The following is a 22299-nucleotide window of genomic DNA, read 5'->3' on the forward strand; positions in this document are numbered from 1 at the left end:
CGCTAGCGGAGACGATGCAAAACGGGCCGTCCGCGCAGGGTATGGACGCGTTCACGTTCTTGGGCGACACCGTCCGCGACGCGCTATCGAAGCGAGGATTCACCACGCCCACGGAGCCGCAGCGTCGGGCGATTCCGCCCCTCGCTTCGGGGAAGAACGCGCTCGTCATCGCCCCCACCGGAACCGGGAAGACGGAGACGGCGATGCTCCCCGTCCTGAACGCCATTGTCGAATCCCCCGACGAGAACCGGGAGGGACTGTCGGCGCTGTACATCACGCCGCTTCGCGCCCTGAACCGCGACATGCGGGAGCGACTGGAGTGGTGGGGCGAGGAGTTGGACGTGGAGATAGACGTCCGCCACGGCGACACCACCCAGTACCAACGGCAGAAGCAGGCGAACGACCCGCCGGACGTGTTGGTGACGACGCCGGAGACGCTACAGGCGATGCTGACCGGGAAGAAACTCCGGAAGGCGCTCTCGGACGTTCGACACGTCGTCGTCGACGAGGTGCACGAACTCGCCTCGGCCAAGCGCGGCGCGCAGTTGACTATCGGCCTCGAACGCCTGCGGGAACTCGCCGGACCGTTCCAGCGAATCGGCCTCTCGGCCACCGTCGGGTCGCCCGAGGAGGTGGGGCGGTTCCTCACCGGCGACCGGTCCTTCGAGGTGGTCGAGGTGGACGTCGCGAGCAAGGTGGACTTCACCGTCGTCCACCCGGAGGTGACCCGCGAGGACGAGACGCTGTCGGGCGAACTCGCCACCGACGCCGAGATAGCGAGCCACGTCCGCGTCGTCCGCGATTTGGTGGAAGAGCACGAATCGACGCTCGTGTTCGTCAACACCCGACAGACAGCCGAAGCGCTCGGGTCGCGGGTGAAGAAACTCGGCGCGCCCATCGAAGTCCACCACGGGTCGCTCTCGAAGGACGTGCGAATCGACGTGGAGGACCGGTTCAAGGCGGGCGAACTCGACGCCCTCGTCTGCACGTCGTCGATGGAACTCGGCATCGACGTGGGGCGGGTGGACCACGTCGTCCAGTACGGCAGTCCGCGCGAGGTGTCGCGCCTCCTGCAACGCGTCGGCCGGGCGGGGCACCGCCGCGACGAGGTGTCCCGCGGCACCATCGTCACCTCGGACCCGGACGACACCCTCGAAGCCCTCGCCATCGCCCGCCGCGCCGAGGCCGGAGAGGTCGAACCCGCGCACATCCACCACGGCAGTCTCGACACCGTCGCCAACCAAATCGTCGGCATCGTCATGGACACGGGCGAGGCGTCCGCGCGGAAGGCGTACGAACTCGTCACCTCGGCCTACCCGTTCCGAGATTTGAGCGAGGAGAAGTTCCGCGAAATCGTCCGCGAACTCCAGAGCAACCGCCTCCTGTGGGTGGACGAGGAGAAGGACCTCTTGGAGAAGTCCGGCGGGACGTGGCAGTACTTCTACGCCAACCTGTCGATGATACCCGACGAGGAGACGTACGACGTCCACGACATGTCCTCGCGGCGGCAGATAGGCACCCTCGACGAGCGATTCGTCGTCAACTTCGCGGAACCCGGGGCGTCGTTCATCCAACGCGGCGAGATGTGGCGCATCAACGACATCGACGACGACGAGGCGCGGGTGAACGTCACGCCCATCGAGGACCCCGCCGGCGAGGTGCCGTCGTGGACCGGGTCGGAGATTCCGGTCCCCGAATCCGTCGCCGGCGAAGTCGGCGAGATACGCGAGATAGCGGCACGGCAGTTCGAGGCGGGAGCCGACCGGTCGGCCGTCGCCCGGGACGTACTGACGCGCTACCCGACCGACGAGTACACCCTCTCGGAGGCGCTGAAGCCGATAGAGCGGCAGGTGGAGGCGGGCCACCCCATCCCGACGGCCGACCGCCTCGTCCTCGAAGGCCAAGCGCGGCGCGTCGTCCTCAACTCCTGTCACGGCCACCGCGTGAACGAGACGCTCGGCCGACTGCTCGCGGCCCTCGTCGGCCAGCGAACCGGGTCGTCGGTCGGTATCGAGGTGGACCCCTACCGCGTCTCCTTCGAGGTGCCGCCGAAGGTGTCCGTCCACGAGTTCGTCGAGGTGTTCGAGGCGACGGACCCCGACCACGTCGAGGGACTGCTGGAACTCGCCTTGAAGCACTCCGACTCGCTGAAGTTCACCCTCGCGCAGGTGGCCGCGAAGTTCGGCGCGCTGAAGCGCTACCGGGGGAACAAGCGCTTCGGCGCGGACCGACTCGTCGCCGCCCTCGAAGAGACGCCCGTCTACGACGAGGCGGTCCGGGAGGTGTTCCACGTCGATTTGGCCGTCCCGGAGACGACGGCCCTCCTCCGCCGAATCGGCGAGGGGGAGGTGGAACTCACCACCGCCCGCGAACGCACGCCCATCGGAATCGACGGGAGTTCGAGCGGACGCGACTTCCTCGTGCCCGAGAACGCCGACGCGAGCGTCATCGAGGCCATCAAGGAGCGAATCCAGAACGACCGGGTCATCCTGCTGTGTCTCCACTGTAAAGACTGGAAGCGGAAGACGAAGGTGCGGCGCGTCCCCGAGGAACCCGAGTGCCCGGAGTGCGGCGCGACGCGCATCGCCTGCCTCAACCCCTGGGACGAGGAGACGGTGAAAGCCGTCCGCGCGACGGAGAAAGACGACGAACAGGAGCGACTGACCCGACGCGCGTATCGCTCCGCCAGCCTCGTCCAGAGTCACGGCAAGCAGGCGGTCGTCGCCTTGGCCGCCCGCGGCGTCGGCCCGCAGAACGCCGCCCGAATCATCGCCAAACTCCGCGAGGACGAGGCCGACTTCTACCGCGACATCCTCCAACAGGAGCGTCAGTACGCGCGGACGCAGTCGTTCTGGGACTGACTCGCGGACGCGCCGGATACGATAGTCAGTAACACACGTCAGGGTTTTATCACTTCTCGGCGAGACGCTCTCCCCATGCCGGACGACGCACTCGGCGCGGCGATGTTGGACTACCTCCGCGGCGACTACGACGGGTCCTGCGTCCACTACGACCCCGAGAGGGGGGAGACGTGGGACGCGAACGTCGAGTCGTTCTACTTCGCGCCGTCCGAGGTGTGGTCGGCGTCGCTTCGGTCACTCGTAGACGGCCTCCGGACGCCCGTCCTCGACGTGGGGTGCGGCGCGGGGAACCACGCGCTCGTCGTTCAAAATCGGGGGACCGTGGTCGGGTTCGACGCGAGTCCGAAGGCGGTTCGTGCGGCGCGCGAACGCGGCGTCGAGCACGCGTTCGTCGCGGATATGTTCCGGATGCCGGTCGCGTCCGACCGCTTCGAGACGGCGTTCGTCAACGGGACGCAGGCGACGCTTGCGTCCTCGCGGGCGGAACTGGTCTCCGTTCTGGACGCACTCGCCCGCGTGACGACGGCGACTGGCGAGGCGGTCGTAGACTCGTACGACCCCGCCGACGCCGACCGGTCGCACGGGCACCGGCCGACCGACGAGGCGGGCGTCGGCCGCCGAACCTTCCGCGTCGAGTACCGCGGGCGCGGACTCGTCGGGCCGCGACTCGACTTTCGGACGTTCTCGCCGGGCGAACTCCGCGCGGCGTGCGCGCAGACGGCGTGGACCGTCGGCGAGGTGGCGTACGACGGCGACGCGGGGTACTACCGGGCACGACTGCAGAAGTGAGTGGTACCCTCCCCTCGCAAACACGCTTAACGCGGCCCCGCTTGTAGCGGACCCCATGACCCGTCTGCCATCGGACCGTTCGCGCATCGCGTGGTGGGGACTGACGGCGACGCTCGCGCTGTTTCTCGTCTTCGCGGTGTACCAGTTCATCGGCACCGTCGCCCTCGCGATATTCGTCTACTACGGGACGCGCCCCGTGTTTCACCGCCTCCGACCGTACCTCGCGTCTGACGAACACGCCGCGTCGGCGACGGTGTTCCTCCTCGCGGTTCCGGTCTTCGCACTCCTCGCGTACTTCGTTCTGATCGGTCTCAGCGAAGTCGGTGCCGTCGCCGCGCAGTACGAGCAAGTTCTCGGACCGTTCGTCGACGTGGACGCGTTGCGGTCGAACCCGGTCGAGACGGTACGTTCGGCGGTTCAGAGTTCCGGCGGCGGAACCGGCGAGGAAGCGCTCACGGCCGCGATGGAGACGCTCGGCGCGGCGACGACGGCGGTGATGCACCTGTTCTTCGCGCTTCTCGTCGCCTACTATCTCCTCCGGGAGGGGCGGAACGTCGACGGGTGGTTCCGCTCGGAGGTGGCCGACGAGGACTCCGCGGGGTACGCCTACGCCACCGCCGTCGACACCGACCTCGAAACCGTCTACTTCAGCACCACCCTGCTCGTGTTCGTCGTCGGCATCCTCTCGGGTGTCATCTACAACGGCTACAACCTCGTCGCGCCGCAGGCCGTCTCGATACCTCTGCCGACGGCGTTCGCCCTCGCGACCGGTCTGGCGACGCTGATTCCGCTGGTCGTCGGAAAAGTCGTCTACGTCCCGTTGGTCGGCTACCTCGCGTTCTCCGCCGTCCAAACCGACGGGTCGTTGCTCGTCTACCCGGCCGTGCTGTTGGTCGTCGCGTTCATCTTCCTCGATTTCGTTCCGCTGACGTTCGTCCTCCCGAAACTGGCCGGTCGGAGCACCCACACCGGCTTGGTCCTGTTCGGCTACATCGGCGGGCCGATGCTGTTCGGGTGGTACGGACTGTTCCTCGGCCCACTCATCGTCGTCCTCTCGGTCCAAGTCGTCCGCCTCGTGTTCAGCGAGTTGATTCACGGACAACCGGTCACGCCGCACGTCACCGCCGCGCGGTCTATCGGGTCGGACCCGCCGTCGAACGACGACTGACGAACTCGCGCGAAACGGGGTTACGCCGCCGGCCCCGACGGTCGAACCGAGTCGAGGGCGGCGTCGAAGTGCTCCCGCCGGATGCGTACCTCGTCGGCGTGGTCGTTCGCCGCCTCGCCCTCGTAGGCCGAGGCCACCTCCTCGATCGCGCGCATCGCCGCCTCGCGGCACACCGCCGCCACGTCCGCGCCGGAGTAGCCTTCCATCCGCCCCGCCAGTTCGTCGAGGTCAACCTCCTCTGCGACGGGTTTCTCGCGGGTGTGGACGCCGAGGATGGCGCGCCGCGCCTCCGCGTCGGGAGCGGGGACTTCGACGTGCGATTCGAGGCGGCCCGGCCGCAGGAGCGCGGGGTCCAACGCGTCCTTGCGGTTCGTCGCCGCGAGGACGACGAGGTTCGGGTTGTCCGCCAGTCGGTCGAGTTCGGTCAACAGTTGGGAGACGACGCGTTCGGTGACGCCGGAGTCGCCGCCCATCGAGTCGCGGTTCGTCGCGATGGCGTCTATCTCGTCGAAGAAGATGATGGCCGGGGCGGCCTGTCGCGCCCGTTCGAACACCTCGCGGACGGACTTCTCGGACTCGCCGACGTAGCGGTCCAGAAGTTCGGGGCCGCGGACGTGGATGAAGTTGACGCCGCTCTCGCCCGCGATAGCGCGCGCCAGCAGGGTCTTCCCGGTTCCCGGCGGGCCGTGGAGAAGCACGCCAGAGGGCGCGTCCGTGTTCGCCGCATCGAACAACGGCGCGTACGTCAGCGGCCACGTCACGGCGCGTTCGAGCGTTCCCTTCGCCTCCTCCAGTCCGCCCACCTCGTCGAACGTCGTCGTCGGCGACTCGGCGACGAACTCCCGCATCGCCGAGGGTTCGACCGACGCCATCGCGGACTCGAAGTCGGCGGCCGTCACCTCCAACTCGGTCAAAGACTCCGGGGCGTCGGCCGTCTCCGCGCGCCGAGAGCGTCGCAGGGCGGTCATCGCCGCCTCCTTCGCCAGCGATTCGAGGTCCGCGCCGACGAACCCGTGGGTCCGGGCGGCGAGCCGCTCTAAATCGACGTTCTCCGCGAGGGGCATCCGGCGGGTGTGGACGTCGAGAATCTCCCGTCGGCCGCGTTCGTTCGGCACGCCTATCTCTATCTCGCGGTCGAACCGCCCGCCGCGGCGCAGGGCCGGGTCGAGCGTGTCGACGCGGTTCGTCGCGCCGATGACGATGACGTCGCCGCGGGCGTCCAACCCGTCCATCAAAGAGAGGAGTTGGCCGACGATGCGGTTCTCCACATCGCCGCCGTCCTCTCGCTTTCCGGCGATGGAGTCTATCTCGTCGAAGAAGACGATGGCCGGGGCGTTCTCTCTGGCCTCCTCGAAGCGTTCGCGCAGTTTCTCCTCGGACTCGCCCTTGTACTTCGACATTATCTCCGGGCCGGAGATGGTGAGGAAGGTGGCGTCAACCTCGTTCGCGACGGCCTTGGCGATGAGCGTCTTCCCCGTCCCCGGCGGACCGTGAAGCAGGACGCCCTTCGGCGGGTCGATGCCGAGGTGGGCGAACACCTCCGGTTCCGAGAGGGGCAGTTCTATCATCTCCCGCACGAGGTCCAGTTCCTCGTCCAGTCCGCCGATGTCCTCGTACGTCACGCCCGTCGACGGCTGTTCCTCCTCGGTAGCGGACCCGACGGAGGCGACGACGCGTTCGACGCGCCCCCGCCTGACGAGTTCGAGCCTCGTCGATTGGGTGATCCGGACCATCCCGTCGGGGTTCGTCTCCGAGACGACGAACGGGTCCCCGCTGAGCCGTTCGAAGTGAATCTGACCGCCCGCCTGTATCGGGCGGTCCTGCAGGCTGGTCTTGATGAGGTCGACCGCCCGGTCCTCGTTTTCGAAGGCCACGTCGTCGGGCATCGCCAGCGTGACGGACCGCGCGTCCTCGACGTCCACCTTCGAGACGCGGACGGACTCGTCTATCTTCGCGCCGGCGTTGGCCCGCGTGTCGGCGTCGATGAGGACGACGCCCTCGGGGACGGTGCTGCCGGCGGGCCACACCTTCGCCACCGTCTCGCGCGACCCCTCGACGATAACGGTGTCGCCGCTGAGGACGCCGAGTTTACGACGCGTCGCCTCCGGAAGGCGGGCGATTCCTCGCCCGGCGTCCCGTTTCTCCGCGCCGCGGACGGTCAGCGTCAGGCCCTCCTCGTCGGTCATACCCGGCCCTTGGGTGGGCCCTTTCTTTATCTTTCCGCGCTGACGCGACGCGCCGCGCGACGTCCTCGAATATCTGAATTTCTGGACGAATTTTTATGGTACGATAGCGAACAGCCGGTATGGTATCTACGACCGAACGAGACGATATGACGTGGTACCAGTGCGACGGGTGCGGGTTGCTGTTCGACACGAAGCAGGAGGCGGAACAACACGAGGGCAACTGCGACACGGAGAGTCCGTCGTACCTCCAGTAAGGCGAGGGTTCCTCGCACCCCGGCCCGTCGCCCCCGACGCCGACTACAGGTCGTCGAGCAGTCGTTCCGCGTGGTCCGACGACTGGGCGCGCTTCCAGCGGACTTTCGCGGCCGACCCGTAGGAGAGTTCCTCCCTGAGGACGTCCGGGAGGAGTCCGGCCGTCGCTTCCAGTACCTCCCCGGACTCGTCGCCGAACTCGACGACGCCGTAGGCGTCGGGCGTCTCGCCGACCGTCGAACGCGTCAGCGGTCGCCAGCGCTTTCGGAGCGACATCAGTCCTCCTTGACGAACTCGTAGGAGTCCTCCCCCCAGTCGTCCTCGGCGAAGACGAAGACGCGCCCGCGCGCCTCCTCGGGGTCGGCCTCCACCTCGGTCCGCATCCCGCCGACGCGGCGGGCCGTGACGCCGGGGAATATCTCCTCTTCCTCGCCCTTCTCTAAGATGACGCGCCCGACGCCCGTCGATTCGAGGATGTCGTCGTGCGTCTTGAGGTCGTTGACGTACACCATCACGCCCTCCGTCTCCGTCGGGTCCGTGACGAGGATGTGCACCTGCTTGCCGGGACTCGTCGTGAGCGTCCCGTCGACTTTCTCGGGGACGCCCCGGTAGAGCGTCGTCCGACCGTCGGTGTACTCGACTTCCACCCCGTGTTCGAGGAGTTCGACGCCGAGGGTGCTCGGCGCTACGTCGTTGCGCGCGCTCATACCCGCACGTTGGCGCGGGCCGGTGAAAAGGTGCGCGATGGGGCGCGTCGGGCGGTTCGCCGCGACTGGGAGACGGCCAAATCCGCACCCACCGCTACACCTTTCCGTTCGCTCGCGTCCCTACTGGTATGCACGGCCGCGCAGTAGCGCTCGGTGCGGGAACGGTCCTGAACGCCCTCGCGACGGGCGTCGGGTCCGCCTTCGCCATCGACGCCGAGACGACGGCGACGGTGGAACTCGACGACTCCGGCACCGTCACCGGTGAGGTGGCGGAGGACGCCGACGCGGACACCCGCCTGATAGAACGGTGCGTCGAACTCGCCGTCGAACGTTACGGCGACGGCGAGGCGTACGGCGGCCGCGTCCGCACGGAGAGCGAGGTGCCGATGGCCGCGGGGCTGAAAAGTTCCAGCGCCGCCGCGAACGCGTCCGTCTTGGCTACCGCCGCCGCCCTCGGCGCCGACCCCGACAGGGTGGAGGCTTGCCGACTCGGCGTCCGCGCCGCCCGCGAAACCGGCGTCGCCGTCACCGGAGCGTTCGACGACGCCTCCGCGTCGATGCTCGGCGGCGTCACCGTGACGGACAACCGCGAGGACGAACTCCTCGCCCGCGACGAAGTCGAGTGGGACGTTCTCGTGTGGACGCCCGAGGAACGCGCCTACAGCGCCGACGCCGACGTGGAACGCTGCGAGAACGTCGCCCCGATGGCCGAACTGGTGGCCGACCTCGCGGTGGAGGGCCGCTACGCCGAGGCGATGACGGTGAACGGACTGGCGTTCTCCGCCGCTCTCGGCTTCCCGGCGGACCCCGCCGTCGAGGCGATGCCGCACGCGGCGGGCGTCTCTCTCTCGGGGACCGGACCGAGCGTCGTCGCGGTGGGCGACCGCTCGGACCTCGAACGGGTGCGGGACCTCTGGGACCGACGCGACGGCCGGACGCGACTGCTGACGACTCGAACGGACGGAGCACGCACACTATGACACGAAACACGGACGCAGACGACACGCGACGACCGGACGAGATGACCTTAGACGAACTGCGCGAGGAGATAGAGGACATCGACCGCGAGATAGTCGAACTCATCGCCCGCCGGACGTACGTCGCCGAAACCGTCGCGCAGGTGAAAGAAGAGCGGGACCTGCCGACGACCGACGAGGGGCAGGAAGAGCAGGTGATGCAACGCGCCGGCGAGAACGCCGAACGGTTCGACGTGGACTCGAATCTGGTGAAGGCCGTCTTCCGACTGCTCATCGAACTGAACAAGGTCGAACAGCGGGAATCGCGGTAGTCAAAGACAGGTTTCGGAACTTCTATCCCCGATCAGAAAACAGGGAGCGTCCGGCTACTGTTCAGCGGATTCGCCGTTGGGTTGGCGAGCGGAAAATATCCGGTTGCCGTGGGTATTGGCTGTTTGGTCCGACGATCTCTCTCGCCAACGGGGGAAGTACGTCTTCACTGACGCCGAGCAACTGCGAGAGGTCGGTCATGCTGATGACGAATGAATCAGGAATATCAAGAGCGTGGTCGCCACCTCCGTCGAGAGAGATACGCAACGCCAGCGACCACTGCGGCGACACCGATGAGAGCATAGATTTCCACCTCACTCAACGACCGAGCGGCCTCTCCGAGGGCGAGCACCAAGACGGCTTCGAGGAAGTACCTCCCGCCCCGCCAGCGACGCCGCAAGGTACGAGCGAAGGTCGAGTCCGAGGACGCCCGACGCCACCGACAGGAGTTCGTACCCTTCGGGGATGGGAGCGAACGCACCGAACCCGAGGGTTGCGAGTCCGTACCGGTCGAAGTAGGCTTCAGCGCGTTCGACCCGCGTACCGCTAAAGTGTGACTCGAGGACGGGCCGACCGCCTTTCCGCCCGAGGAAGAATCCGATCGACCCAGCGAATACCGATCCCGCAGTTGCGACGGCAGCGTAGCCGAAGGCAAACGTCGGGTTAGCGACTGCAAGTGGGATGAGTACGAGGTCCGGCGGGACGGGTAATAGAAAGAATTCCAAGAACGCGACCGCGAACAGTCCGGGGATACCGAGTGATATGAACAGATCGCGAGATAGTTCGATTGACCGGAGCGTATCGATCGGATACATACTTGGTTACTACGCCCTTGAGGTGTCAGGAGACGAAAGAGTCCGCGGTGGAATCGGCACGTTTCGCGGTCAAAGACGTTGTACGATCTGTGCGCCAACGTTCATCAACCGACCGCGTTCGGCGGACGTGAACTCGTACGGCTCCGGTTTGGCGATTCCGATGGTCCCTTCGAGCGTGCCGTCCGACCCCAAGATCGGAGCAGCGATAGAGCCCTCCATCATCGTCTCGCGCGCACCGGGTTCGGCGACGCCGGAGTCGTCCGTCTGCAAGTTGCACACCTGTACCGGTTCCCGCCGCTCCGCCGCCAACCCCGCCATCCCCTTCCCGATCGGGACCGTCTCGATCTTTGCGAGGACGGGGTTCGGGATGCCTTCGTGAGCCACGAGCTTGAGCTCGCCTTCTTCTGCCCGGTGGAGGGTTCCCGAGACGCAGTCGAACTCCTCGAGGACGTCGCGCAGAAGTGCCGCCACGGCATCGTCGTTCTCCGGCGTCATAGCGGGGAGTCCTCCGTTTTCGCGGACTGTAGGTAGTGCATGGCTGTAGTCTCCCTGTTCAGGACGCGGTCGGGGTGACTCTCCAGACTGTGCCGGTCTTCCGGTCCCATTCGACCGGGAAGTGGCCTTGCGCGATTCGGTTACGGTTGATTCGCTGGACACCGAAGTCCACGATGTACATGGCACCGTCGGGACCGAACTTCACGTCGTAGGGGCGCTCGAGTCCCTCTCCGTGGCGCCCTTGGTGCGACGCCGGCCCCGGCTCTGCGTTCTGGACGAACGGGCGCACCTTCTGTTGGCTGTCGCCTTCCGTGTCGATAACGACGACTCGGCTCCCCGCGGGCTTATCTCGGAGCGCGTTCGTCACCCACGAGAGGTCACCGTATTCGGGGACGAACAGCTGGTCGGTGTACTCGCCCCAGCCTGCGGGTGCGATGTCCGGCTTGGACGGTGACGCGTTCACCTCGTGGAGGCCCGCTACGAGCGACTTGTCCGGCGGTTGGAGACCGCTGGCTTCGTGGTCGATCAGGAACGATAGCTCTTCAGGTTGCCGTTCGCCGTCGATATACTGCGGCGCGATCGTCGAGGAGGTCGGTCTGTACTTCGGGCTCGTGACGGGGTCCATGTTGGCCGTGAAATCGGGCCAGCCGTACCACACGCCTTCTCGGACTCGGTACGTAGCGTCGTAGTTGTCGGCGATGGGCCTCCCGGGAGCGTTGTCGTAGCCGTTTTCTGCGACGAACATCTCGCCCCGTCTGTTCCACGCGATGCCGATTGCGTTTCGGAGCCCCCACACGAGAGGTTCGACAGTGTCCTCCGCGTTTTCGGGATCGAAGGCGAGGATCGATCCGCCGCACTTATTCCGTCCCTCGATCACCTGACCGGGTTCCGTTTCGGTTCCGAACGGGACGAACGCCCCCGTCCGCACGGTACCCGACGAGTCGTCCCGGAAATCAGCGAGCTCGATGTTGACGCCCCTGAGAACGATGTCCTCGGCGGCGGTCGGATGGCCGTCGGGGGCCTTCTGCACGAACGGGATCATGTTCTGGTCCATGAACCCGGAGTTACCCCCGATACCGACGCAGACGTACATCCGCCCGTCTCTACCGACTCGGACGTCGTTGGGCTGATGGTCCGACTTGCTGTCGACGATGCCGCCGAGTATCTGCGTGCGCTCCCCGTCCGGCGTCACCCTCGACACCGCTCCGGATAGGTCCTCTTCCCGGTGGGTGATGTAGAAGGCACCGTCGTGCCAGGTCATCCCCGAAATGGCGGGGTAGATATCTCCGTCCAGATTGACAACTTCCGTCGCCTCTCCACCTTCTAGACGGAGTATCCGCGCCGAGGCATCGTCCTCGTCGAGAAACGTACCGCCCGCTTCAGCCACGTACGTGCTTCCCTCATCGTCCCAGGTGACGGAGGTTGGGAAAGTGAGCCCGTCGGTCACTTTTTCGATCTCGTAGCCGTCCGGAAGCCGGATCAACGGGAAACGTGAGGAGGATTTCAGACGCCAACTGGCCCACCGGTGGCGTATCGCCTCACGCTGTTGATTAAGCAACGTCGATCCGACGCTGAGGCTTCCGGCCACCGCTGACCTGATCAGACCGCGGGATGGTTGTTTTTCCATACCTATCCTCACTCGATGGGTGAGAACAGTCGATATCCACGTCATTAACTCTTGTGACAGTCATTCTCACACAATGTGGCGAATAACACCCATACTGGGGTGTAGTCCGCCTCCACGACACACGACTTCGCTCTCGTCGGGACCGCCGTCGCTCGGGCGACGTAGTACGCCTTCTCGGACGACACCCGCGTCGCCGCCGACCGAATCAGTCCCGTTCGTCGTCCCCGCCGGGGAGTCGGCGGACCGCCTTCTCCCACCGCTCTCGGGCCGCCTGTCCGGGGTCGCCGAACGGGTCGTACGTGATGTCTTCGGCCGTTCCGAGGTGGTTCCCCCCGTCGCCGTCGGCCGACCGCCGCGCGCCGATCACTATCGCGACCACGAGCAACGCGAACAGGAGACCCAGCAGGGCGCCCGCGGCGTCCCCGAGGGACGGAACCACGAAGAACAGGGCAAGCAGAAGCGCGACCAGTTGGAACGCGTAGAGGATGCGGCTGAGCCAGCCGCCGGAAATATCGATGCTGCGTCCCATCTCTCCCGGAGAACCGGACCGCAGACGAATAATGTTTTTGAAACGACGAGTGGTGGCTCAGCGGGAAATCACCGCCGAGGACGACGCCGTCCTGCGACGACCGACCGAAGACGGACGGCGAAGCGGGGCAGAGTCCGGCTTTCGCTCGCTCAGAGGCGGATGCCGCCGTCCACGACGAGCGTCTCGCCGGCAATCGCCGACGTGGTGGCGAACGTTCGGACGACCTCCGCGACTTCCTCGGGCGCGACGAGTCGGTCTATCGGCGACGCCTCCCGGGTCGCCGGTCGGCGCTCCTCCGCGAACATCTCCGTTCGCACCGGGCCGGGCGCGACCGCGTTCGCGAAGATACCGTCCTCGGTGTACTGCTTCGCGAGGGACTTCGTGAGTCCGAGCAGACCGCTCTTGGACGCGCCGTACGCCACGTCCGTCGGACTCCCGTCCGTCCCGGCCGTCGAGGAGACGTTCACGATTCGCCCCTCGCCGCGGTCGCGCATCTCGGGGAGGACGGCCCGCGCGCAGTAGACCGCACCTTCGAGGTTCACGCGGAGCGTCTGTTGAATCGCCTCGTCAGACGCCGTCTCCAGTCGGGCCCCGCGCAACACGCCCGCGTTGTTGACGAGGACGCCGATTTCGCCGAGTTCGTCGCGCGCGTGATCGACCATCCGCTCGACGTCGTCGGGGTCGCTGACGTCACACTGGTGAATTATCGCGTCCCGACCGTCGCCTCTGACGTCCTCGGCGACGGCCGCCGCGCTCTCGCGGTCGCTGTGGTAGTGGACGACGACGTCGTGGTCCCGCCCGAGTTCGCGCACTATCGAACGTCCGATACCGCCGCTGGCGCCGGTGACGAGTGCAGTTGGTGCCATCCCTCCCCCTGTTCTCGCGCGACGCAAAAAGTAGTTTCAGCGGCGAGCGTCGACTCCGCTTTCCGTCGGAGTCGTCCCCCCACCACAGGCTATATTACAGAGTGGTATCACTAGGTTGTCAATGGCGAAGACCCAACTCCAGCGCGCCCGAGACGGCGAAATCACTCCCGCCGCGGAACGAGTCGCCGAACGAGAGAACGCAGACCCGGAGTTCGTCCGACGACAGGTCGCCGACGGCCGGGCGGTGATTCCGAACAACCGCGCCCACGAGTCGCTCGACCCGATGATAATCGGACGGGAGTTCGCCACGAAGGTGAACGCGAACATCGGCAACAGCGGTACGACCGGCGACGTCGAGGGTGAACTGCGGAAACTCCACGCGGCGGTCCACTACGGCGCCGATACGGTCATGGACCTCTCGACGGGCGAGAACCTCGACGAGACGCGCGAGGCGAACGTCGAACACTCGCCGGTCCCCGTCGGGACGGTGCCGATTTACGAGGCGGTCAAGCGCGTCGATAGCCCCGAGGACATCACGCACGAACTGCTTCTCGACGTCGTCGAGAAACAGGCCGAACAGGGCGTCGATTACATGACCATTCACGCGGGCGTGCTGATGGAACACCTCCCGTTGACCGACGGTCGGACGACCGGCATCGTCTCGCGGGGCGGCTCCATTCTGGCCCAGTGGATGGAGGAAAACGGGATGCAGAACCCCCTGTACGCGAAGTTCGAGGAGATATGCGACATCTTCGCCGAGCACGACGTGACGTTCTCGCTGGGGGACGGCCTCCGCCCGGGCAGCATCGCGGACGCCGGCGACGAGGCGCAGTTCGCCGAACTCGAAACGCTCGGGGAACTCACGCGCACCGCGCGAGAGCGCGGCGTGCAGGTGATGGTCGAAGGCCCGGGCCACGTCCCGATGGACGAAATCGCCGACAACGTCGAGCGACAACAGGACGTCTGCGACGGCGCGCCGTTCTACGTGCTCGGCCCCCTCGTCACCGACATTGCACCCGGATACGACCACATCACGAGCGCAATCGGCGCGGCCGAGGCCGGACGCGCGGGCGCGGCGATGCTCTGTTACGTCACGCCCAAGGAACATCTCGGCCTCCCCGACGAGGAGGACGTTCGCGACGGACTGGCGGCGTACAGAATCGCGGCCCACGCCGCCGACGTCGCCAACGGCCTGCCGGGCGCGCGCGACTGGGACGACGCCCTCTCGGAGGCCCGATACGAGTTCGACTGGCGTCGGCAGTTCGAACTCGCCTTGGACCCCGAACGCGCCCGGCGCTATCACGACGAGACGCTGCCCGGAGACAACTACAAGGAGGCGCAGTTCTGCTCGATGTGCGGCGTCGAGTTCTGCTCGATGCGCATCGACCGGGACGCGCGGGACGCCGACGGCGAGATGGCGTCGATAGACGGCGAGACGGACCTCGATTCCTCGCCCGCCGCGGAGGCGAACCTCCCGCCGGTCGGCACCCACGACACCAGTCGCGTCCCCGACGAGATAGAGGTCGGCGGGGTCACGTTCACGCCCGAGGAGTCCCACGGCGACGACTGAGAGCGACCGCTCTCGGACGCTCTCGGACACTCTCGCCGCGCCGGGTTCGACCGGACGAAGATATATCTCCGACGGCGCGCGATTGACATCAGCGAAAACTCATGCTCCCGATACGAACCCGCCGAGTGACGTATCCCGGACGGTGGTGGATTCCGGTTCTGGCGATTCCCGTCCTGTTTCTCCTCTGGCTTTCGGTCGAACTGACGAACATCGCGTTCGGGCCGTCTCTCGGCGGGCACGTCTCGGGATATCTCGGGGACGCGGCGTCGGCGATAGTCGCCGTCAGTTACGCGCTCTCCCTGTTCGCGCCGTTCGCGCTCTACCACGACCGCAGGTACGTGAGCGAACACTCCGAGTGGACGCCGACGCTGCTCTACCTGTTCGTCTTCGTTCCGCTCCTGAACGTGCCGCTCGCATCCCTCTATCTGGTCCGGCGGCATCGAGTCGTGGACACTCCGTAGCTCGTTCTCTCTACTCTTCGATATCGAGCGAGAACCCCCACTCGAACTCGTCCCACGCGGCGTCCGTCCGAGGGTCCGGCGGGAACGACTCCTCGAACCGGTACTCCCCCGCGGGGAGACAGCCGTCGCTCTCGGACCGGACGCTGACCCACTCGTCCGTCGTGGCCGCCAGTATCTCCCGTTCCGGATGGCGGAGCACCGCGTACTCGGTCCGAACGCGCTCGCCCGCATCGAGCGTCCGCCACCGCAGAACGTCGTGGCGGACGAAGCGGACGGGGTTCGTCTGCCAGCACCCGTCGACCGGTCGGTCGGGGAGTATCTCTTCGTCGGTTCCGAGGGCGTGGCGTCGAACCGCCGCGTCGCTCGGAACGAGGACCAGCAGGCCGTCGCCTTCGCTCCATATCTCGGAGAAGGGTGGTATCGGGCCGAACCCGACGGTCTGTTCCGTCGAGGAGCGGTTCTCGAAGGTGACGCGAATCCGGGCGGGGGCGTCGGGCGAGAAGTCCCGTCCCTTCTCGACGCCGAGTCGGAACGGGGCGTCCCTCGGTTGCTGGTCGGCGGCGACGGCGACGTTCGGATACCGTTCGGAGGGCATACCCGTCGAGAGTGGGCGTCCGAGGCCGTAACAGTACGGGACGAAGCGCCGCCCGTCGGCGGTGCCGCGAGGGTGACCGTCTCGCCCGCGCCGCGCCGACGGAGAGAGTAACAGAACGTACGAATTACGTCGTTTCCGACCGATTCCGCCCCCAGCGATAAAGGACCGACGCCCGATATCATTTATATGGCCGGTGTCTCCGAGCAGACGGACGTTGGACGGGACGGGGCCGCGAACCGGGACGGCGAGACTCCGGTCGTCGAACGGCCCGAAACCGCCGACGAGGCGACCGTCCACGAGGAGGGGACGGAACTCGAACGCACCATCGGCGTGCGGGGCGGAATCGCCATCGGCGTCGGGACCATGATCGGCGCGGGCATCTTCGTGTTCCCCGGCATCGCCGCCGGGCAGGCCGGCCCCGCCGCGGCCGGGTCGTTCGCCATCGGCGCCGTCGTCGCACTTCTGGTCGCCTTACCCACCTCGGAACTCGCGACGGCGATGCCCCGAAGCGGCGGCGGCTACTACTTCATCTCGCGGGGCATGGGGTCGCTGTTCGGCGCTATCGTCGGCCTCTCGCTTTGGTTCGGCTTGGTGTTCGCCTCCGCGTTCTACCTCGTCGGGTTCGGCTTCTACGCGGAGGCCGTCCTCACCAGACTGGGCGTCTCGCTCGGCGGATTCGACATCGTCGTCCCGTTGGCGCTCCTCTTCGGCGCGTTCCTGACCGCACTGAACGTCACCGGGACGGAGAACGCGGCGAAACTCCAGAACGGCGTGGTCGGGATTTTGTTGGTCATCATCGTCGGCTTCCTCACGTTCGGCGGCCTCTCGGCGCTCGGGTTCGTCGGCGACCCCGAACCCATCAGCGAACCGTTCCTGTCGCAGGGGGCGTTTCCGGTGTTGACCACCGCCGCGTTGGTGTTTACGTCCTACCTCGGGTTCGCGCAGGTGGCCACCGTCGCCGGCGAAATCAAACAGCCGGGGAAGAACCTCCCGCTGGCGATGGTCGGGTCCGTCCTCATCGTCGGCGTACTGTACGTGGCGACTATCTTCGTCGCTGTCAGCGCATTCGGCAGCGAACGCCTCTCGACGCTCGGGGAGACGGCGATGGTGACCGTCGCGGAGAGCTTCATGGGACCGTTCGGGGCGTTCGTCATCCTCGTCGGCGGGTTGCTCGCGACGGTGTCGAGCGCGAACGCGTCGATTCTCAGCACCTCGCGCGCGATTTACGCGGTGAGCAAGGACGCGCTCCTGCCGCGCGCCGCGAGTCGAATCAACCTGACGTACGGCACCCCGCACGTCGCACTCGGGATGGCCGGCGGCCCGATTCTCGCGCTCATCCTCTTAGGCGAGGTGGACGTCCTCGCGGAAGTCGCCTCCTTCCTCCACCTCGTCATGTACGGACTGATGTGCGTCGCACTCCTCGCGCTTCGCCGCGACGAACCCGACTGGTACGACCCCGACTTCCGCGTCCCCGGCTATCCGGTCGTTCCCGTCCTCGGCGGATTGGCGAGTTTCGCGCTCATCGGGTTCATGCAACCCGCCTCGCAACTAATCGGGGCCGCGATAATGCTTCTCTCCGCGGGCTGGTACCTCTATTACGCTCGCGACGTGAAACTCAAGGGGGTACTCTAATGTCAGACACCGACTGGACGGTACTCGTGCCGTTGGAAGTCCTCGAAGGCGAGACGGTCCCCGCCTCCGTCGTCGAGTTGCTATCGACGCTCTCCGTCGTCGCTCTGGGGTACCACGTGCTGCCCGAACAGACCCCGCCGGGGCAGGCGCGGATGCAGTACGAGGACCGAGCGCAGGCGATACTCGAAGACGTGGCGAGCGACTTCCGCGAGGCCGGAAGCGCCTGCGAGACCCGCCTCGTGTTCACCCACGACGAGGAACAGACGCTGAACCGCGTCGCCGACGAGACGGGGTGCGGAGCGATACTCGTCCCGAACCCCTCCTCCCGCGTCGAACGGGTGCTCGTCCCCGTCCGCGGGGAGGTGGACGTCGCCCGCGTCACGGCGTTCGTCGCGTCGATGCTCGGCGGCCGCGACATCGAGGTGACGCTCTACCACGTCGCCGACGACGAGTCGTCCGAACCGGCGGGTCGGTCGATGGTGGAGGACGCGGCGACGCGACTACGGGACCGCGGCGTCGCGTCCGGCGCAATCGGGACGGACGTCGCCGTCTCCGGCACGCCGGTCCGAACTATCGCGGCGGCGGCCGCCGACCACGACGTCGTCGTCATGGGCGAGAGCGAACCGTCGCTCCGGTCGTTCCTCTTCGGCGAGACGGCCGACCAAGTCGCCGCCGAGTCGCTCGGTCCGGTGGTCGTCGTCAGGCGCGCGGGCGACTCGGACGCCGGGGAGTGACCGACTCGCGGGGTCGTGCGGGTGCACGAGGTGGAGAAACGACGCCGGCGCGCGTCGGGACTCACTCTCTGATGACGACCACTGGGAGGTGAGTCTGGTCGGCGATGGTCTGGTACGTGTTGCCGAAGACCCGCTCGAAGGTGGGCTCTCCCGTCTCGCCCATCACGATGAGGTCGTAGTCGCGCGACTTCTGACTTATCTCGAACGGCGGGTCGTCGGACTCGACCACCTCCGTGTCGATGGAGAACTTCGAGAACCCGGCGTCGACCAGCCTGTCTTTCAGCGAGGAGAGCATCTCCTCTTTCTCGTCTACGTCGCCCGCGTCGGTGACGTTTAAAAGCGTCGTGTGGTGGATGACGTCCTCGTCAAGCGTCCCGACGAACTCGGCGATGGACTCGGCGAACGTCTCGTCGCGGACGGCGATGAGGACTCTGCCGAGGTGCGTAATCGGGTTCGGAACCAACAGCGCGTCCACGTCCCGTTCTTCGGCGACTGCCGTCGGCGTCCCTTCCAAGTTCTGCCCGACGACCAGTTCGACCTCCGCGGTTTCGCCGGTGCGGACGAACTGGTGGGCCAGCGAGTACAGCGTGTAGTTCGCCTCGATTTCGCGTCGCTGCCGTTCGTCGGGGTCCACGTCGTTGGGCATCTCGTAGAGGCCGAGGAGGATGACTCGACAGGAGGTGAACCCGCCCACGAAGGAGGACGGAAGCGGGTCGGGGTCGGGGAATTCGATGGGGACCAGAAGCGTCGGAGAGGACATTGTTAAATCACCTACGCCGAGGTACGGGCGACGTAGTGAAGTGTTTTTTCGATTAGACGAACGGGGGTTCCGGCGACGGCACCGACCCTGCGGCGGTCGCGAAGATTTTTCTCGGTGGAACGGGAGGCGCACACGATGCTGAAAGAGGTCCAGTTCGACGGCAGAGAACTCCGCGCTTTGTCGGGAGTCAGCGTGGTCTTCTTCGGCTTCGTCTACTTCTTCTACGTCGGCCTCGCGACCCTCGATAACGGCGTCTTCCTCGCCGTCACGGTTCTGTTAGGTGTCGTCTTCGCGTACATGGTGGCGAGCGTCGTCAACACGCTTCTGCGACGCGAGGAGTAGGGCGGCGAGTCACCTGTGCTATTTGGTCCCAAGGTACTTCGACTCTCGGGGCGTGCAACCGACCATGTCCTTCGACCCGGATGCAACCGAGACCATCGCGTTCGACTCCTACGGGACCATCGTGGACGTCACGGCGGTGGCGGAACCGCTCTCGGAGCACGTCGAGTCTCCCGAGGCCGTCTCGAAACTCTGGCGGAACCGGTCGCTTCTGTACGCGACGGTCGGGAACGCCATCGGGGAGTACGACTCGTTCTTCGAGATGAACCGCCACGCCCTCCGGTACGCCCTCCAGACGCTGGGAGTCGACCTCTCGGAGGAGGAACGCGAGGAGGTGCTCTCGACGTACCACGAACTGCCGGTGTTCGACGACGTTCACGAGGGGATGGAACGACTGCACGACGCGGGCTACGACCTCTACGTCGTCTCCAACGGCAGCGAGGAGATGCTCGAATCGATGGTCGACCACGCGGACCTCGGCGACCTGATAGCGGAGACGGTGAGCGCCGACGAGATCCAGCAGTTCAAACCCGACCCCGGCCTGTACGAACACGCCGCCGACAGAATCGGGACGCCGATAGAAGAGATAACGTTCGTCGCCGCGGGGTGGTGGGACGTGCCGGGGGCGATGAACGCCGGGATGCAGGGCGTCTGGGTGAACCGGCAGGACACGCTCTGGGGTCCGTACGAGGCGGACCCCGACCTGACCGTCGAGACGTTCGTCGAGTTCGCCGACGAACTCGGGGTCTGACGGCGCGGTTCGCCCCGCTTACTCGGATTCGCCGAAAACTTCGACGACCTGCTCGCAGTACGCGTCGAGGTCGTCCGGTTTCCGACTCGTCACCAACCGCCCGTCGGTGACGACTTCCTCGTCGACCCACTCGCCGCCCGCGTTTCGGATGTCGGTCTGGAGGCTCGGGTACGAGGTGAGCGTCCGCCCCTCCACGACGTCGGCCTCGACGAGCACCCACGGACCGTGACAGATGGCTCCGACCGGCTTCTCGGACTCGAAGAACTCGCGGACGAACGACACCGTTCCCTCGTCGCCGCGGAGTTTGTCCGCCCCGACGGTGCCGCCGGGGACGAGCAACGCGTCGTAGTCGTCCGCGGAAACGTCGGAGACGGCTTTCTCCACCTCGTACGTCCCGGCCGAGTTCAGGTCGCTCTCGACGGTCTGGGCCTCGCCCGCCTCCGGACCGACCGCGTCCACGTTCGCCCCGGCGTCTTCGACGGCCTGCCGCGGTTCGGTGAACTCCACCTCTTCGGTCCCCGCGGGCGCGAGAAGAATCGCCACGTTCGTGTCGTCGAGTGCAGTCATGGTCTCGTTTCGAAACTGCGCTTCGACTCCCCTAAGTCGTGTGGCGAACCGTTCTTCCCCCCGACGACGCCGCGGCGACGGCGTCGCGGGCGGACTCACCCGTCGGTGTCGGCGCGGACGAGCAGTTGGCGTCGGAGGCGTCGCACGTCCCGTCGCTCTCGGTCCCGCCACGGTTTGAACAGGAGGAGGAGCGCTCGCCGTCGGAGAAACCGATCGAGGTAGGCGACGCTCGCGTCCGAGAGGGCGACCGTCCGGAGGGTCGCGTCCGTCTCCGCCGCGTCACCCAGTTGGGTCTCGATGGACCGCCGCAGTTCGTAGACGTACTCCCACTCCTCGGACCGGGAGCGGAGGGCGTACATCGCCTTGTTCTCCCGCGAACGCAACCAGTTACAGAGGACGTACCACTCTTCGGACTCCAACGTAATCTCGCGGGGCATCGTCTCGGGACCCCTGCTACCGGGGCCGAAAGTATTGGTATTGTGGCCGCGCTACCTCGAAGCCCTATGGCCGGCGATGTCACCGTCGCTATCGACCCGCACGTCCACTCGGAGGGGTCCTACGACGGCCGCGAACCGGTGGAGTTGCTCCTCGAACAGGCCGACGACATCGGACTGGACGGCATCGTCGTCACCGACCACGACGAGATAGACGAGTCGCTCCGGGCCGCCGAGCTAGCCCCCGAGTACGGCCTCGTCGGCATCCCGGGCGTCGAAGTCTCCACCGCCGCGGGGCACGTCCTCGCCATCGGCGTCGAAGAACGCCCCGACCCCCGACGGCCGTTCGACGAGACGGTCGAGACCATCCGCGAGTCGGGCGGCGTCGCCGTCGTCCCCCACCCGTTCCAGCGCACCCGCCACGGCGTCCGAAAGCGGCGAATCACGGACTGCGACGCCGTCGAGGTGTTCAACTCGTGGGTGTTCACCGGCTACCGGAACCGCCGGGCGAAGCGGTTCGCCGAGAACGAGGGCTACCCCGGCGTCGCCGCCAGCGACGCCCACTCTGCTGGGTATCTCGGGCGCGCGTTCACGGAGTTCGCGATTCCCGACGCCGAGTCGAAAGCCGAAGTGGACGGCGACGACGTGGTGGAGGCGATGGACGACGACAGCGCGGAGGTGCACGGCCGCCGTCAACCCCTCCTGCGGAGCGCGCACCACTACCTCGTCGGCGCGGGGCGGAAGACGGGGTGGGCGCTCCGACGACGCGCGCCGAACCTGCTGTGACCGCCCGGCCGTGCGAACGTCTACACGTCGCGGACGGAGAGATAACTGGGAGTTGGCTCAATCTGGACGTGTTGGGCGCCCTCCGGCAG

General features: G+C 66.7%; 25 protein-coding genes. 13 read left to right on the top strand and 12 right to left on the bottom strand.

The window, feature by feature from the left end:
* Nucleotides 1-14: 14 nt before the first annotated feature.
* The 3 genes from BLS11_RS07825 to BLS11_RS07835 all read left to right on the top strand — a co-directional run bounded on the left by BLS11_RS07825 (nt 15) and on the right by BLS11_RS07835 (nt 4818).
* A complete protein-coding gene (locus BLS11_RS07825) occupies nt 15-2861 on the top strand; it encodes a DEAD/DEAH box helicase (protein ID WP_092535574.1) in 2847 nt (948 codons plus the stop codon).
* Nucleotides 2862-2936: 75 nt separating this feature from the next.
* On the top strand, nt 2937-3650 hold the full coding sequence (locus BLS11_RS07830) for a class I SAM-dependent methyltransferase (protein WP_092535575.1): 714 nt from the start codon (nt 2937-2939) through the stop codon (nt 3648-3650).
* A gap of 55 nt (nt 3651-3705) precedes the next feature.
* Complete coding sequence (locus BLS11_RS07835; RefSeq protein ID WP_092535578.1) at nt 3706-4818, top strand: AI-2E family transporter; 1113 nt, start codon at nt 3706-3708, stop codon at nt 4816-4818.
* Between the two features lie 20 nt (nt 4819-4838).
* Here BLS11_RS07835 and BLS11_RS07840 read toward each other — a convergent pair whose 3' ends face one another.
* Nucleotides 4839-7004 carry a CDC48 family AAA ATPase gene (locus BLS11_RS07840; RefSeq protein ID WP_092535581.1) on the bottom strand — a complete coding sequence of 722 codons (2166 nt, stop codon included), beginning with the start codon at nt 7002-7004 and terminating at the stop codon, nt 4839-4841.
* Nucleotides 7005-7123: 119 nt separating this feature from the next.
* On the opposite strand from BLS11_RS07840, the gene BLS11_RS19850 reads away from it, so the two are divergent.
* Nucleotides 7124-7258: a DUF7128 family protein gene (locus BLS11_RS19850; protein ID WP_258555417.1), complete on the top strand. Its 135-nt coding sequence runs from the start codon at nt 7124-7126 to the stop codon at nt 7256-7258.
* 43 nt (nt 7259-7301) lie between these two features.
* Here the strand turns inward: BLS11_RS19850 and BLS11_RS07845 are convergent, their stop codons facing one another.
* Together BLS11_RS07845 and BLS11_RS07850 are read right to left on the bottom strand one after the other, a co-directional pair.
* Nucleotides 7302-7532 (bottom strand): DUF7508 domain-containing protein, encoded by a 231-nt coding sequence (locus tag BLS11_RS07845; RefSeq protein WP_092535584.1) that lies wholly within the window; start codon nt 7530-7532, stop codon nt 7302-7304.
* The gene (locus BLS11_RS07850) at nt 7532-7963 is read right to left on the bottom strand and encodes a DUF5796 family protein (protein ID WP_092535587.1); all 432 of its coding nucleotides are present in this window, start codon (nt 7961-7963) and stop codon (nt 7532-7534) included. The genes BLS11_RS07845 and BLS11_RS07850 overlap by 1 nt, the downstream gene beginning before the upstream one ends.
* Before the next feature lie 128 nt (nt 7964-8091).
* Between BLS11_RS07850 and BLS11_RS07855 the strand changes: the two genes are divergently transcribed.
* Together BLS11_RS07855 and BLS11_RS07860 are read left to right on the top strand one after the other, a co-directional pair.
* On the top strand, nt 8092-8943 hold the full coding sequence (locus tag BLS11_RS07855; protein ID WP_092535590.1) for a shikimate kinase: 852 nt from the start codon (nt 8092-8094) through the stop codon (nt 8941-8943).
* On the top strand, nt 8940-9251 hold the full coding sequence (locus BLS11_RS07860) for a chorismate mutase (RefSeq protein ID WP_092535593.1): 312 nt from the start codon (nt 8940-8942) through the stop codon (nt 9249-9251). Before BLS11_RS07855 ends, BLS11_RS07860 begins: the two co-directional genes overlap by 4 nt.
* A 312-nt stretch (nt 9252-9563) precedes the next feature.
* Here the strand turns inward: BLS11_RS07860 and BLS11_RS07865 are convergent, their stop codons facing one another.
* The 5 genes from BLS11_RS07865 to BLS11_RS07885 form a co-directional block, all read right to left on the bottom strand.
* A complete protein-coding gene (locus BLS11_RS07865; RefSeq protein WP_245698808.1) occupies nt 9564-10064 on the bottom strand; it encodes a YqaA family protein in 501 nt (166 codons plus the stop codon).
* 69 nt (nt 10065-10133) lie between these two features.
* A complete protein-coding gene (locus BLS11_RS07870; protein ID WP_092535596.1) occupies nt 10134-10559 on the bottom strand; it encodes a GAF domain-containing protein in 426 nt (141 codons plus the stop codon).
* A 58-nt stretch (nt 10560-10617) separates the two neighbouring features.
* Nucleotides 10618-12186 (bottom strand): PQQ-dependent sugar dehydrogenase, encoded by a 1569-nt coding sequence (locus tag BLS11_RS07875; protein ID WP_139172784.1) that lies wholly within the window; start codon nt 12184-12186, stop codon nt 10618-10620.
* A gap of 205 nt (nt 12187-12391) precedes the next feature.
* On the bottom strand, nt 12392-12715 hold the full coding sequence (locus BLS11_RS07880) for a DUF8000 family membrane protein (RefSeq protein WP_092535602.1): 324 nt from the start codon (nt 12713-12715) through the stop codon (nt 12392-12394).
* Between the two features lie 149 nt (nt 12716-12864).
* Complete coding sequence (locus BLS11_RS07885; protein ID WP_092535605.1) at nt 12865-13581, bottom strand: SDR family NAD(P)-dependent oxidoreductase; 717 nt, start codon at nt 13579-13581, stop codon at nt 12865-12867.
* A gap of 121 nt (nt 13582-13702) precedes the next feature.
* Between BLS11_RS07885 and thiC the strand changes: the two genes are divergently transcribed.
* Together thiC and BLS11_RS07895 are read left to right on the top strand one after the other, a co-directional pair.
* Entirely contained in the window at nt 13703-15151 is a 1449-nt protein-coding gene (gene thiC / locus BLS11_RS07890) for a phosphomethylpyrimidine synthase ThiC (RefSeq protein ID WP_092535608.1), read from the top strand.
* 125 nt (nt 15152-15276) lie between these two features.
* The gene (locus tag BLS11_RS07895) at nt 15277-15612 is read left to right on the top strand and encodes a hypothetical protein (RefSeq protein WP_139172785.1); all 336 of its coding nucleotides are present in this window, start codon (nt 15277-15279) and stop codon (nt 15610-15612) included.
* Nucleotides 15613-15622: 10 nt separating this feature from the next.
* On the opposite strand, the gene BLS11_RS07900 is transcribed toward BLS11_RS07895, so the two are convergent.
* On the bottom strand, nt 15623-16207 hold the full coding sequence (locus tag BLS11_RS07900) for a hypothetical protein (protein WP_092535614.1): 585 nt from the start codon (nt 16205-16207) through the stop codon (nt 15623-15625).
* 186 nt (nt 16208-16393) lie between these two features.
* Between BLS11_RS07900 and BLS11_RS07905 the strand changes: the two genes are divergently transcribed.
* A complete protein-coding gene (locus tag BLS11_RS07905) occupies nt 16394-17839 on the top strand; it encodes an APC family permease (RefSeq protein WP_092535617.1) in 1446 nt (481 codons plus the stop codon).
* On the top strand, nt 17839-18573 hold the full coding sequence (locus tag BLS11_RS07910; protein WP_092535620.1) for a universal stress protein: 735 nt from the start codon (nt 17839-17841) through the stop codon (nt 18571-18573). The genes BLS11_RS07905 and BLS11_RS07910 overlap by 1 nt, the downstream gene beginning before the upstream one ends.
* Nucleotides 18574-18634: 61 nt before the next feature.
* Here BLS11_RS07910 and BLS11_RS07915 read toward each other — a convergent pair whose 3' ends face one another.
* Nucleotides 18635-19333: a universal stress protein gene (locus BLS11_RS07915; protein WP_092535623.1), complete on the bottom strand. Its 699-nt coding sequence runs from the start codon at nt 19331-19333 to the stop codon at nt 18635-18637.
* Nucleotides 19334-19468: 135 nt separating this feature from the next.
* Here BLS11_RS07915 and BLS11_RS07920 point away from each other — a divergent pair, with 135 nt between their 5' ends.
* Nucleotides 19469-19675, top strand: a complete 207-nt coding sequence (locus BLS11_RS07920; RefSeq protein ID WP_092535626.1) for a hypothetical protein — start codon at nt 19469-19471, stop codon at nt 19673-19675.
* Between the two features lie 64 nt (nt 19676-19739).
* Entirely contained in the window at nt 19740-20423 is a 684-nt protein-coding gene (locus BLS11_RS07925; RefSeq protein ID WP_092535629.1) for a haloacid dehalogenase type II, read from the top strand.
* 18 nt (nt 20424-20441) lie between these two features.
* Here BLS11_RS07925 and BLS11_RS07930 read toward each other — a convergent pair whose 3' ends face one another.
* Nucleotides 20442-20990 carry a type 1 glutamine amidotransferase domain-containing protein gene (locus BLS11_RS07930; protein ID WP_092535632.1) on the bottom strand — a complete coding sequence of 183 codons (549 nt, stop codon included), beginning with the start codon at nt 20988-20990 and terminating at the stop codon, nt 20442-20444.
* A 95-nt stretch (nt 20991-21085) separates the two neighbouring features.
* On the bottom strand, nt 21086-21427 hold the full coding sequence (locus tag BLS11_RS07935) for a hypothetical protein (RefSeq protein ID WP_092535635.1): 342 nt from the start codon (nt 21425-21427) through the stop codon (nt 21086-21088).
* A 66-nt stretch (nt 21428-21493) separates the two neighbouring features.
* On the opposite strand from BLS11_RS07935, the gene BLS11_RS07940 reads away from it, so the two are divergent.
* A complete protein-coding gene (locus BLS11_RS07940; protein WP_092535638.1) occupies nt 21494-22210 on the top strand; it encodes a PHP domain-containing protein in 717 nt (238 codons plus the stop codon).
* The last annotated feature ends 89 nt before the right edge of the window (nt 22211-22299 follow it).

Origin of the sequence: Halopelagius longus (assembly GCF_900100875.1) — an archaeon.
In the GTDB taxonomy this organism is placed as follows: Archaea; Halobacteriota; Halobacteria; order Halobacteriales; family Haloferacaceae; genus Halopelagius; species Halopelagius longus.